The sequence below is a fragment of the Bacteroides sp. HPS0048 genome (genome assembly GCF_964240755.1).
Taxonomy (GTDB): domain Bacteria; phylum Bacteroidota; class Bacteroidia; order Bacteroidales; family Bacteroidaceae; genus Bacteroides; species Bacteroides nordii.
This window is the reverse complement of record NZ_CAXSVC010000007.1, coordinates 113,226-127,624: the sequence shown is the minus strand read 5'-3', so window position 1 is coordinate 127,624 and position 14,399 is coordinate 113,226. Positions and strand designations below refer to the sequence as shown.

The 14,399-nt window shown below is 41.0% G+C and carries 6 protein-coding genes; all 6 read left to right on the top strand.

Going from position 1 to position 14,399, the window contains the following annotated elements; translation table 11 throughout:
• The first annotated feature begins 24 nt into the window (after nucleotides 1-24).
• Nucleotides 25-4,065 (top strand): hybrid sensor histidine kinase/response regulator transcription factor, encoded by a 4,041-nt coding sequence (locus tag ACESQI_RS07985; RefSeq protein WP_234130278.1) that lies wholly within the window; start codon nucleotides 25-27, stop codon nucleotides 4,063-4,065.
• Between the two features lie 537 nt (nucleotides 4,066-4,602).
• The gene (locus tag ACESQI_RS07980; RefSeq protein WP_373125710.1) at nucleotides 4,603-7,761 is read left to right on the top strand and encodes a SusC/RagA family TonB-linked outer membrane protein; all 3,159 of its coding nucleotides are present in this window, start codon (nucleotides 4,603-4,605) and stop codon (nucleotides 7,759-7,761) included.
• Nucleotides 7,762-7,782: 21 nt separating this feature from the next.
• Entirely contained in the window at nucleotides 7,783-9,273 is a 1,491-nt protein-coding gene (locus ACESQI_RS07975; RefSeq protein WP_007486998.1) for a RagB/SusD family nutrient uptake outer membrane protein, read from the top strand.
• A 24-nt stretch (nucleotides 9,274-9,297) separates the two neighbouring features.
• Entirely contained in the window at nucleotides 9,298-10,935 is a 1,638-nt protein-coding gene (locus tag ACESQI_RS07970) for a T9SS type A sorting domain-containing protein (RefSeq protein ID WP_007487001.1), read from the top strand.
• A 79-nt stretch (nucleotides 10,936-11,014) separates the two neighbouring features.
• Nucleotides 11,015-13,177, top strand: a complete 2,163-nt coding sequence (locus ACESQI_RS07965; protein ID WP_320935287.1) for a T9SS type A sorting domain-containing protein — start codon at nucleotides 11,015-11,017, stop codon at nucleotides 13,175-13,177.
• A gap of 16 nt (nucleotides 13,178-13,193) precedes the next feature.
• Complete coding sequence (locus ACESQI_RS07960; protein WP_007487004.1) at nucleotides 13,194-14,399, top strand: glycoside hydrolase family 105 protein; 1,206 nt, start codon at nucleotides 13,194-13,196, stop codon at nucleotides 14,397-14,399.

The following is a 14,399-nucleotide window of genomic DNA, read 5'->3' as shown; positions in this document are numbered from 1 at the left end:
TTATACCAATTGTGTGAAAGAAATATGAAAAACATTGTCATTAACGGGAAGTTCTGGCTCATTTGTTTTTGCTTGTGGTGGAGCTTTTTGTCGATAAGTGCTTTGGGTAATGACTATTCTTTTAGGACATTGACTGTGATGGATGGACTTTCCAATAACTCAGTGAAAGCTATTTATCAGGACTCCCTCGGGTTTATCTGGATGGGAACTAAGAATGGACTTAACAGGTTTGACGGATATGAGTCCAAAACTTATTATAATCATAATGAAGAGTTTGTAGGCCAGTCCAATGATGTGATCAATATAACCCCGGACAAGGTCGGTAACATGTGGATCGGGACTTTTAACGGAGTAATGCTGTTCAATCCGTATACAGGTAAATTTAAAGATCTGTCACAGGCTTATCAGGGGGAACTGCCACGGGGAGTTGTTATAAACATCTGGATGGAGAATGATTCAACAGTCTGGGTAGCAACCAAATCGGGGCTTTATTTTCTTAGAGGCAATACAAGTTCCTGTGTGGAAGCCTTCCGGGGGAAGTATATCAACGCGATGGCGGCTTCGGGTGAACATACTTTGCTGATCGATATTGTACAACAGGGATTAATGGAGTTTAATATAAAAACCAACGTTATCACTCCTTTCAAAGATAAAGAAGAGCGTCCTGTCTCTTCCAAAATAATGCGTGATACAAAGCAAAGGATATGGTGTGCTGCCGATCTGGGAAATATTTTCATTGCTGATTCTGACGGTTATACCTTAAAAAGAGTAGATACCAGTGATTTGAAAATAGGGTTTAAGCAAGCCCAGATACATGATTTGTTAGAGTATAATGATTCTACTTTGCTGTTGGCCACTGACAACGGATTGTATGCGTTGGACGTGAGTAATTCTTTGAAAGTTCATCCGGTCTCTGGTGTTTTTCCTACCGAATTGGCTAAAGTGAACCGGCAAATGTGTTTGTTTAAGGACCGGCAGGAGTCTTTATGGATCGGAACCTTCAATGAAGGAGCCATGCTTTTCAACTCCAAATATACGAAATTTAAATCCTACTTGTTCCATTCGGAAATTCGTAAAGAACCTCTCCGCGTAGTAGGAAAATTGGTTGAATACAAACAGCAGATATGGGTGGGGTGTAATACCGGTATTTTTGTGATTGATCTGATCACCGGGCAGTGGCATCGTGTAAACCTTGACAATCAATTGGAGATAGATACAAACTCTGAAATTTATTATGTATACCAGTTGTCGGCGAATCAAATATTATTCTATTTGCTGAATCAGGGAACATTTGTCCTGAATCTGGATACCAGGAAGGTATCACGCTATGATATCGGTTCACCCGCTTCTTCCCAAATCCGGTCTATTGCCAAAGATGTGGATGGGAAGCTATGGATAGCGCAGGATGAGTTATCGTTATTTGATGTTGTTCTGCGAAAAAGTTCTGTAGACTTATCAACCAATTACGATGGTACTACCCGTTTTATGTTTACTCAGGACATTCTTCCTGTCGGAAAAGATATGCTGGTAGGAACACGTACCAGAGGTGTGTGGCGCTTTCAGCGTAACCTGGATGATGAACTTAAATATTTTAAAGGTGAACCCTGGGGAGGAAAAGAGCTTGAAAACAAGAATGTGAGTGTGCTTTATGAAGATAGCGAGCGGAATATATGGGTTGGAACGTATGATTCCGGATTATATATGTATGATTCGAAGAGTAATGAGGTGATTCATTTCTTCGGGCAGGATAAGATTGCACACAATACCATCTATGATATTATTCAGGATAAACAGACCGGTATGATTTGGGTTGCCACTTTAATGGGGATTTCCCGGATAACCAAAGATCAACAAGTTTTGAACTATACTTATAAGAACGGATTTCCTATTCATGAACTTTCCGGTCATTCTTTTTTGGAAGCCTCTAATGGAAACATCTTTGTGGGTGGTAGAGGGGGAGTGGTAGAGTTACTTTTGAGCGAGCTGTACAATACTTCCGGCATTGCCTTACAACCCCGCATTTCTCAGGTAGAGACTCTGAACTCTATTACGGGCTCCAATCATCTTCTGTTTGATAACGCCGAGGCTTTTAAAGAGATTGAACTTAATTATGGAAACTCTTCCGTGCAGATCAAATTTTCGGCTATGGATTATCTTTTCCCGGATGGTGTGAAGTATGCCTACCGTTTGAAAGGGGTTGAGAAGGAGTGGAATTATGTCAATAGAAATGAAGCGATCTATTCCAATCTGCCGGCCGGCATCTATACGTTTCAGGTTAAAGTTTGTAGTAGTGACGGAGTATGGGGAGACGCAATAACGAGCCTGCCTTTGATTGTTAATCCTCCTGTATGGTTATCCGTATGGGCCAAAATGCTATATTCTCTTTTAGTTTTATTCATGATCTATCTTATTCTGCGGTATTATTATATGAAAAAGACGGCTAAATACCGGTTGAAGATCGAAGAGATAAAAAAGGAGAATATTGAGCGTGATTATAAGATGAAGATTGAGTTGTTCACCAACTTCTCTCATGAGTTACGCACTCCGCTGACTTTGATCAAAGGACCTGCGGAAGATATACTGTATGATGAGGCCTTGCCCCGGAAGTTTGTTTATTCGGTGAAACAAATATTGAAGAATTCGAACAGGCTGCTTTTGCTGGTGAATCAACTGATGGATTTCAGGAAGATAGAACATGGAGCCATGCAGCTGAATCTGTCTAATGTGAATATGGTCTCTTTTATGACAGAGCGAATAGACAGTTTCTCGGAATTATTACAGAAACGGGGGATTATGATCCGGTATACGAATGATTACTATGGAAGTAACTGGTGGATTGATGCCGATTTAATGGAGAAAGTGATTTTTAATCTTTTGTCCAATGCCATAAAGCATTCAAAGGATGACAGTGTTATAAAGGTGGTATCTTCCGCAGAAGGTGACAAACTGCTTCTGTCCGTTCAGGATTATGGTGAAGGTATATCACAGGAGAATATAGATAAGATATTCGATCCATTTTTCCAGGTGAAACAGGGGAGCATGTCCAATATGTTCGGTAGTGGCATCGGGCTTAATCTGGCAAAGTATGTAGTAAGCCTGCATCATGGTAAGATTTGGGCAGAAAGTGTTGTCGGGCAAGGAACCACTTTTTTCATAGAACTTCAATTGGGGAAAGAGCAGTATACAAAAGATGACGTGGTTTATGTCGAGGGAGATTCGGTGGATAAGACATTTGCATTAGAGAAAGAGAGTCTGAAACCAATCGGCGAACCTTTGTGGGAGGATACGAATCCGAATGAAACGGACGAAGCGCCTGTTGTGTTGGTGGCGGAGGATGATGAAGACCTGAGAAAATATCTCGTATTACAATTGTCCGCTTCTTATAAAGTGATTGAAGCTGCCAATGGACGTGCCGCATTAGAACTGGCACTCGAAAAATTCCCGGATATCATATTGAGTGATGTGATGATGCCAGAAATGAATGGACTGGAATTTTGTGAACAAGTAAAGTCGAATCCTAAACTTGCTCATATTCCTTTTGTCATGCTCACGGCAAAGGTGTTGGATGAACATATAAAAGAGGGGTATAGCGTGCTGGCCGATGACTATATTTTGAAACCGTTCAATATAACTGTTTTGAAAGCTAAAGTAGAAAGTATTATTAAGAACAGGGAACAACTCCGCCGGCTCTTCGGCGAAAAAATGTCGGCTATTGAAGTTCCGATGCCGGAGATTGCTGCAGTGGATCCTTTTATGGATAAGCTGATAGAACTGATAAAAGAAAAAGCTTCTGATTCTGAATTGCAAGTAAGCGATTTGTATGAAGCAATGGGATATGGGCGAATACAATTTTTCAGAAAGATAAAAGCTGTTTCCGGGATTTCACCTAATAAATTGATCGTGAATATACGAATGAAAATGGCTGCTGATATGCTTCGTGAGAATCAATATACTATATCAGAGATTGCTTACCAGACCGGATTTTCCGATCCGTCTTATTTTTCCAGAGTATTTAAGTCTGTATTCCAGATCACTCCTAAGGAATATCAGAAGAATATGAATTAGCATACTTTTACTGTTCCTGCCTTGGGGCGGAGGGGTGTTTCAATGCTTTGAGAAGAAACTCTCAATGCTTTGAGAAAGAATTCTCAACGTATTGAGAAACTTTTCTCAACGCATTGAAACAAAATTCTCAATAGGTTGAAACAAAGTGTTTCATCCTAATGAAACAAAACTCTCATGAATATGAAACGAAATGGAACGATCGGTTTCCTTTTTTGTATAAAGCGGTTTACTACCTCCTTTATACAAAACTACCAGTGGTGATACTAATTTACCAGATTACAAAATATTTTCAGGTATGACACAATTCTACAGAGGATTGATACGATTCTCCTACTGTTATTGGCGTCGTGCGGATACATTTGCAACAGAAATTAATAGAAATCTTAAAATATAATGCGTATGGAAAAAGTAACGAGTTAACCTGACCACTTTTCTGAATATCTCCAAAGATATCTTCTATCTATCAGATGTATTATAGCATCTATTATATTATTAAAACAAGAATAAGTTTAATCAAAACAAAAATCAAACTTAAGTATGCAAAAACACATTTTGCTAACAAATTCCAGATTCATTTGGGTAACTGCACTGTTATTAATCTGTAATGTAGCTTTTGCACAAATGAAGGTTACCGGAATAGTAACTGACCCATCTGGTGAGCCTGTTATAGGTGCAAATGTTTTGGTGAAAGAAACATCCATGGGAGCCATTACGGATTTAGACGGACATTTCACGGTAAATGCCCCGGAAAATGGTTCTCTGGTTGTTTCTTACATCGGCTATTTAACTAAAACCATTAAGATTTCCGGCAAGAACAATATCAAAGTGGTTTTGAGTGAAGATAGTAAAGCGTTGGACGAAGTAATCGTTATTGGTTACGGTAGTGTAAAAAAGCAGAATCTTACTTCATCGGTGTCTAAAATGACAGACGAAGCTGTCAAGGAGCGCCCTGTAGCTACGCTGGGAGAAGCATTGGCTGGTAATCTGGCAGGTGTTCGTGCCCAAAATACAAGCGGTGTTCCCGGCGAAGAACTGCAAATACGTATTCGTGGTGTGAATACGATCAATGGTAGCAGTGATCCGCTGTATGTGATTGATGGTGTACCCTATGAAAGCATGAGTGATATCAATCCTGCTGATGTGGCATCCATACAGGTTTTAAAAGATGCTTCGGCTACTTCTATTTATGGTGCTCGCGGTGCAAACGGGGTTATCCTGATCGAAACGAAGCAAGGTAGTGACAAACCGGCTGTTACATTTGACGGTTTCTATGGTCTGCAAGATCCGGAGAAATATGTAAGTATGATGGATGCCAAAGAATGGCTGGCTTTCAATATCTGGAAGAGAAACAACGACCATTTGCGTAGTGGAGGTTCGATGAGTGACCCTATGAGCGCACGTGCCGATGCAAATAAGATTCCGGATTCCTGGTTAGATCCGGACTTGGTGACTACAGATTGGCAAAAAGCAATTACTCAGGTTGCACCTGTACAGAGCTATCAGTTGTCTGCATCGGGTAAACATAAGATGGGAACGATCTATTTTTCAGGAGGTTATTATGATCAGAAGGGTATCATTAAAGAGACCTACTATAACCGTATTAACTTCCGCCTGAACGGAACATTGAATCTCTCGGATTATTTAAAAGTAGGTGCTAATATTTCCGCTTCACGTAGTAAGCAGGATAATAAAGAGGCACAGGGCAAAGAGACTGTTATTCAGCACGCTTTGATGCAGGCACCGATTGTAAAACTGGATGAAGCTACCCGTGACTGGGGATATCCGGACTTAGGTATTACCGTATATCCTAACCCTTTGGAGCGTTTGAAAGAAACACTGGATCAAACAGTGCAGAATAAGGCAGCAGCATCCGCCTGGGCTGAGATTACTTTTATGAAAGGCCTTGTGTTCAAGTCACAGTATAATTATAGTTATGACGGCAGGGTATATGAGTACTATGTTCCGGGCAATGTTACCTACAATAACAATAATGTAACTTTGGGAAAAAGTAATTCTCAAAGCAATAATAGCTGGTCTATTCAAAACACCTTGACTTATGATGCTTTGTATGGTAACAAACATGCTCTGAATGTTATGTTGGGGCAGAGTGCCGATGCAACTGATAAGTATCGTATTGATGGTGAAGCAACCGGATGGCCGTTGGAGAACATTCCGACACTGAATGTGGCTACTTTGGCAAAAAGGGCTTCTACGGAAAAATACCAGGTGCGTACGGCTTCTTTCTTTGGTCGTGTAAGTTATAATTATAAAGAAAAGTATTTGCTTAATGCAACCGTACGTAATGACGGTTCTTCACGTTTCGGTGCAAACAATCGTTGGGGATGGTTCCCGTCATTCTCGGCAGGATGGAAACTCAATGAAGAGTCATTCCTGAGCTCTGTAAAATGGATTTCTTTATTAAAACTTAGAGCATCCTGGGGAAAATCGGGTAATGACCGTATTGGATATTACGATTATCTGTCAGTGCTGACTACTGATAACTCGGCTTATGGCAATACACTTCAGGCTGGTATGGCTCCTAAAAATCTGAAGAATGAGGACTTGAAGTGGGAGAGTACAGCCAGTCTTGATTTCGGATTGGATTTCTCTGCTTTCAATAACCGTTTGCAGTTCAATTTTGACTATTATATTAACAAGACCGATAACCTGTTGTTTAATCTGCCTATTGTAATGACCAGTGGTTATGACAGAATCCGTACCAACCTGGGATCCATTCAGAATAAAGGATGGGAGTTGGACATAACAAGTCACAATCTGACAGGTACATTCAAATGGTCTACTTCTCTGAATCTTTCCGGTAACCAGAATAAAGTGCTGGACATGGGAGGTATCGATAGTTTCACCGATTCAATGTGGGATGGTAAGTTCATAACCCGCGTAGGCGGATCGGTATCACAGTTCTATTGCTATCGCACGAATGGTATCTTGACAGCAGATGATTTTGAAAAGAAAGCAGATGGTACTCCGGATGAAAACAAACCTCTTGTACCTGTATACAAAGGTCAGCGTATTGGTAATGTGAAGATGGTGGACCAACCTACTAAAATGGTCGACGGAAAACTGGTAGGTGACGGAGTAATCACAGAAGACGATCTGGTACCTTACGGAAATAATATCCCTGATGTCATTTATGGTATAACAAACCGTTTCTCTTATAAGAACTTTGAGTTGAGTGTCTTGATTCAAGGACAGATTGGTGGTGATGTTATGTTCCTTGGACAACGTTCTTTGGATTATGGTTCTCCAGGAGTTAACCAGTTCTCTCATTGGGTACGTTGCTGGAAGCCCGATTATCAGGCTGTTTACGGAGATCGTGGAGATCCTACTCCTTATTATCTGGGTGTAGATATGTCATGGGATGGTACAACCCCTAACATTTATAACCGTAATTCTACTTATGAGAATAATTCAGACTTACGTATCTATGATACTACTTATTTGAGAATCAAGAATATCACTTTGTCATATACTTTACCCAATGACTTATTGAAAAAGTCTTTCCTGAAGAAAGCTAAAGTATATGTTTCATTGGATAATGTGGTAACCTTTGACAATTATCCGGGTGTATCTCCTGAAACGAATAGTTATGGTAATTCTACAACAAGAGCCGGGGTGGATTATAGTACATATCCTATGAGCCGAAAATATACCCTTGGTGTAAATCTTGTATTCTAACTCTATAAAAACAATGAAAAAATGAAGCAAATAACATTCATATTATTGTTATCGTTGTCGTTTGTGTTGGGAGCTTGCAATGCTTTTCTGGACATTACTCCACAGTCCGATTATACAGTGGAAGAAGGCTATAAAAAAGAATCGGATTTTGAGCAGGCTATCTCGGCTGTTTACGGAAAACAACAACTTCTGTATAATACGAACTCTTGTTGGTTTATGTATATCAATCACCGTAGTGATGATTCGCGAAATGCAAATAACGTGGGCCGATTTGTTGATTCACCTAACGAGAGTATCTGGACTACTTCCTGGAAAACTTACTGGTCTATAATTGACCGCTGTAATCTGATTCTGGATAAGATTGATAATGCCGAATTCACAAATGAGGAAAGACGTGATTACATTAAAGGAGAAGCCTATATGCTGCGTGCCTATGCTTATTGGAGTCTGGGTTGGCAGTGGGGAGGAGTTCCTTTAATTACAAAGACAACTCCTTTGGCGGAGATCCGTAAAATTCCGCGTTCTACTCAGGAGGTAACTCTCGGACAGGCCATATCCGATTATAAGGAGGCTATCAGATTGCTTCCCGAAGAATGGGGCACGAATGATATCGGACGTGCTACCCGCTATGCTGCTGCTGGAATGCTCGGCCGGTTATACATGTTCCAGAATAATTTTGAAGATGCCCGGACTTACCTGAAAATGGTAGTAGATCAGGAATCTGTACGTTATGAAATGGAGAAAAAATATGAAGACTGCTTCATTGACTCCAAAGACAATGGAAAAGAACGTGTTTGGGAAGTTCAGTTTATCGGAGGGCAGATTGGTGAAGGTAACTCATTTATTACAGGCTTTATTCCTGAAAAACTGACATTGCCTAACACTGCTTATGTGGCTCCTTTCACCGGATATAGCGGTAATATGAGAGCGTCGGAGAATTTATGGGATGCTTACGAAACCTCTCCGAAAGTGGATAAACGGAAAGCTCTGTCCGTAGTTACCAATGTGAAGATTAACGGAACCTATGATACACAGTCCAAGCTGGTATACAAATATTGCAAGTGGGATACTTACACACCGAAAGAGAAAAATGACTGGGCAAACAATCTCCCTATCCTGCGGTATACAGATGTAAAGATGATGTATGCTGAGGCTCTTAACGAGTTGGGCTATGTGGCTGATATCAACAGTGAACCTTTTAAAATTCTGAATGCCGTACGGGCTCGTGCCGGACTGGATGCATTGACTCCTGTGGAACTGTATGACAAAGATACTTTCCGCAATGCAATTATCCAGGAGAGAAGAGTCGAGTTTGCTTTTGAAGGCCTGCGTTGGTGTGATTTGATTCGTTGGGGAATAGCCGTTTCTACAATGAATGAACACTTTAAGCATCGTGACGAAGGTTCCGGACAGTATACAGTTCAGGATTATCAGTTGCTGTTACCGATTCCTTTCTCCGAAATGGCAGCTTATAACGATGTGAATATCATGTGGCAGAATGAAGGTTATTAATGTATTATTAAAAAAATAGTTATTATGAAAAAACATTTATTAGCATCTTTGATGATTGCAATGGCTTGTTCCAACCAGTTAGATGCAAAGAACGTGTATGTGAAATTAAGTAGCGATACAGAAGCCTGGAGTCATATTACTCAGGATGAAAACAATGTGGTTGTAGAGATTACCGATGGAAAATTTAATGGTATATTGAGCAATATTGCTACCAAAGATAGAGTGTGGGTTGCGAAAGGTATTTATCAGGTGACAGGTTCCATCAATCTGAATGAAGACCGTGCAGGAGTACAGATATATGGTGGTTTTAAAGGAAATGAAACCGCATTGGAACAGCGTATATTGAAAGATCAGGATGAAAATGGCATTGTAGAGCCTTGGGAGTTTGAATACGAAACACAATTCCAGGGAAATACCGATACTGATCCCAGCTATCGTATATTTACTATGAATGCAGAAGGAGATGTGGTAGATGGCATAACGATCTGTGATAATACAAACGTAAATGATCATGGGGCGGGTGCTTACCTGAAAAATAATGCTGTTCTGAGTAATTGCATCGTTCGTAATATTAAAGCGGAAGCCAGTAAGAATAGCGCCGTAAACGGAGCCGGTGTATTTGTGGATGGTGCCGGTTTGGTTAAGAGCTGTTTGATTGAGAATTGTACGAATCAGAACGATGATTCCAATGGTTCTTCTTATGGTGGCGGTATTAATATACAAGGAAATAAAAGTGTTATCAGCAACTCTGTTATTCGGAATAACCAGGTAGTTTCCGGTAAAAACGCATTTGGCGGTGGTATCTTTTTAAATAACAGTGCAGTTGCAGAGAACTGTGTGATATATAATAACTCTTCTGTTTTTCGCGGTGGTGGTGTTTATATCCATACCGGTGGTGGAAAGTTGATTAATACAACCGTAGTAAAAAATATGGGGGCTAAAGCTGGTGGCGGTGTCTTCTCTAATGGAAATTCCACTACTTACAACTCTGTATTTTGGGGCAATGTAAACGAACAGGGGAATGCAAATAATCTCAACCTGAATCAGGCCGGATATGTAGAGACATTTGCATACTGCGGAATCCAGGGTGCAGGTATCTGGATGGAAGGTAAGAATCTGAATACAACCCCAACTTCTTACCAGTTGATTGAAAGCAATGACTTTACTGAAGAGGTAACAGAAGGACTTGCTCCTCGTTTCATTCGTCCGACAGTAGAAGCGGGCATTGGTTACGAATTTCTGGAAGGAACGTTGGAAGCAATAGCCAAGGCAAACTGGGGACTTTTGAATGCATCAGACTTGGTAGATAAAGGTGTTAATACCATTCCTGATTACACGATTGCGACGACCGACATTTGCGGTAATGCCCGTCCGGTAGGTCAGAAGTATGATTTGGGTGCTTACGAATTAGGTAGTGGTGCTACTGGCATTACTACTAACCAGAAAGAGCAGAGTCGCTTTACATTGGTTGCTAACAGCAATGGAGTTACCGTATATGGTATTGAAGGACTTGCTAAGGTAAATGTGTACAATACTTCAGGCGCATTGGTTAAATCCGTACAACTTGGTAATGGAGAGACCATCTCTCTTATTGAGCGTGGAGTGTATTTCCTGTCTGTCTCCGAAGGTGAGACTTCACAATCAGGCAAAATCCTGTTTTAATTAAAAAAACACATCCGGACTACTTGGTCTTGAGTTTAAGTAGTCCGGAACTTTTTCCGGTAATTTTATGAGTGAACCAATGAAAAAACTTTCTATCTGGCTGTGTGTCTTATTATTTATGATAAGTGCTGAAAGTAGAGCGCAGTCTATGATTTCGGGGGCTACCTACGAGAAGCGGTGTGATGCTATGATTCAGTATATGGCAAAGGGTACATCACCTTCCGGAGGTGATCCTAAATATACGGGTCCGTATTATTTTGCACGTTTATATCTTAATTACGATAAGTCACGGGCGATAAACAACCTGGAGGCTATGTATGACAAATATATAGCCGATCCTGATTTGTATTACAACTCTACGGGTTCGGGCGTTGAATTTTATGCTCATGCCACACTACATGGTTATTTGCTGACAAAGGACAATATGCCGGAGTCTTTGAAAGCCAAAATAAGGACGTTTCTTCAGTTAGGTGATTATAATTCAAGAGGAATTACTCTTAATTTGGATATGATACGTTATACGGTCGGCTTTATGGCTACTGAGCAATGGAGTGATTTTACAGATCGGTACGGACGTACAACGAAGCAGATCAGAGATTATAATCGTCCCCGTATTTTGAATTGGCTGAATAAATTCTTCCACAATAATTGTAGTGAAGCAGATGCATTTATTTATTTCTCTACGAATATAATGTATGTACGTATGTTGGCTGAGTTCTGTCAGGATGAGGAAATTAATCAAAAGGCTAATGCGGTTTACCAGCAAATGATTGCCAGTTTGCTTTCGGCCTGGAATCAGGGACTGTATGTGGCCAATCCACCTCGTTGTAAGGGTTGGGACCAATTATATACAGGTGCCCGTGCTTCCAATTCGAATATAACGGCGCTTGCCTGGTTGTACTTCGGTAATCAGGAGAATAAGTACCTTTTTATTCCAGGACTGACCGTAACCAATAATACGGCAAGTATGAATTTCTGGTTGGCTTATAAACGTAATGTGGCTCCCGACCCAGCTTTGTTGCAGGTTTACGATTCGAAGGAATATCCTTATGTATATACCAGTTACATTAATGATATAGGAGTGAATGGTTCAAACAAAGATGTGTTGAACTGGAAACGTTTTAAATATACATATCAAAGCAACAATTACGGTTTGGCTACTCAAACAGAAATCCCTTATGATTTGTCAAAAGCTACTTCCTGCTATGCCTATAAAGAGACCAAACGTACTTATCTGGCTTGGCAAAGTGATGTTGTAGAGAGTGTATTTTCTGTTTGTCAGGATAATCCTGCCCGTCCTACCGACAATACAAATGCTAATATTGAAGGATACGGAGAGAACCCTTATCACAGGGTGATGCAATATGAAAAAGCAGCGGTTGGGGTGTATAATGTACCGACTACTTATATTCAGGGAAAGCGTTACCGTATCTATGTTCCTTTCACCAAAAGAGGTATTAAAGAACGTATCGAAGCAGATGGCTGGATCTTTTGTCATACCGGAACGATGCTTTTCGCCTTTAAAACATTGGAACCTTATACGTGGACGAATACAGATTTTGTAGTCAGCAATCACGATGTTCTTACTTTGGAAGATACCTCTTGCCGAAAAGGAGCCTGGGTACTGGAAACCTCAGAAATAGAGCCGGAATATAAAGCGGCTACCCGTAGTGAGGAACTGGAGTTATTCAAGAATGCGGTTCTTACCAAGACAAAGATAGAAAAACAGGATTATACTACAAGTAAGCCGGCAGTGAAGTATACTTCTTTGAGTGGCGATGTTTTGCAGTTGCAATTCTTTCCGCCTACCGAAGCTTATCAGGATAATTACAAGGTAAACGGAGTACCGTTGACCCTTTCTGAGGAATACCTTTTCAATAGTCCCTATGTACAGCAGAAGAATGACGCAGATGAACTTTTCGTCTATAAAAATGGTGTGTTGGAAAAGACTATCAGTTGGAATGATTCGTCTGTTGGAATTGAGAATGCCAGAGAAGAAGCAGGTTATCGTCTTTTTCCCAACCCGGTAAGGGATGAGTTCCATCTTTCTTTTCCGCAGGAAGATAAACCGGAAGGCGTGTCGATAGTCAGCTTATCCGGACAGGTATTGAGGCATTGGAATATTCAGGAAGAATATGAGCAGACAGTTACTCTTTCGGCTGTGGGCTTGTATGAAGGACTTTATTTCCTTCGTGTTGACAATGGTAAAAAAGTATGTATGCTGAAGTTTTTAAAGATTTGATTATATAGTATTAGTTATGAAGAAGAATATTGTTTTCTTTGCATTGGTAATCCTGGGGCTGGCATCATGCTCAAGGCAAGAAGTGAGTTATTTTGATAATTTCCCGGAGGGGGCTGATCCCGTTGAGATTGGTACTAAAATAACTTACCGCTTCTTGGCTCAGGGGCATTCGCAGTATGGCAGTCCTTTACGTATAAACGAACCACGTACTCAGATTACTTATCCGGACGTTTGCACCTGGTTGGGAGGATTGTGGTTTGCTAAGGAATGTGGCAATGCAGAATTAACACAACGGTTGACCGAACGCTTCGAGCCTTTGTTTACTACAGAAGCATTTCTTCAACCGAAACCGAACCATGTTGATAACAATGTATTCGGAGCATTGCCTTTAGAATTCTATTTGCAAACCGGTGATGAACGGTATAAGAAAATGGGGATGATGTATGCCGATTCGCAATGGGAGTTGCCGGCAGACTGGACGCTCGATCATCAGGATACATGCAAGAGCAGTATGTATGGTGATTTTGTAGATGCAGATGTCTGTCTGCCCCAGCAAAAGGAGTGGGCAGATAAAGGATACTCCTGGCAGACACGCTTCTGGCTGGATGATATGTTTATGATTACTGCTATACAGGCACAGGCTTACAGGGTAACGAACGAACGGAAATACATCGATCGTGCCGCCCGTGAAATGGTGCTTTACCTGGATTCCATACAACAACCTTCAGGTTTGTTCTATCATGCTCCGACAGCTCGTTTCTGTTGGGGGAGAGGCAACGGATGGATGGCTGTAGGCATGGCAGAGTTACTGCGTATTCTTCCGGAAGATAACCCGGACAGGAAAGCTATCATGCAGGGTTATCTCAAAATGATGGTACGCCTGAGAGAGATGCAGGACCAAAAAGGTATGTGGAAACAAGTTGTAGATGATGCATCTATGTGGGAAGAAACATCCGGTACGGGTATGTTTGCATATGCGATGATCGTAGGTGTAAAAAAAGGATGGCTCGATAAAGACGAGTATGGTCCTGCTGCCCGCAAGGCATGGATTGCACTTACTTCTTATGTGAACCAGATGGGAGATGTGGAAGGTGTATGCGAGGGCACTATGCTGGGAAATACAAGTGAGCATTATCGTAACCGCAAGCCATTGACGGGCGATCTGCACGGACAAGCTCCGGCATTGTGGTGTGCTTATGCTTTGATAGCTGAAAAAATTTAA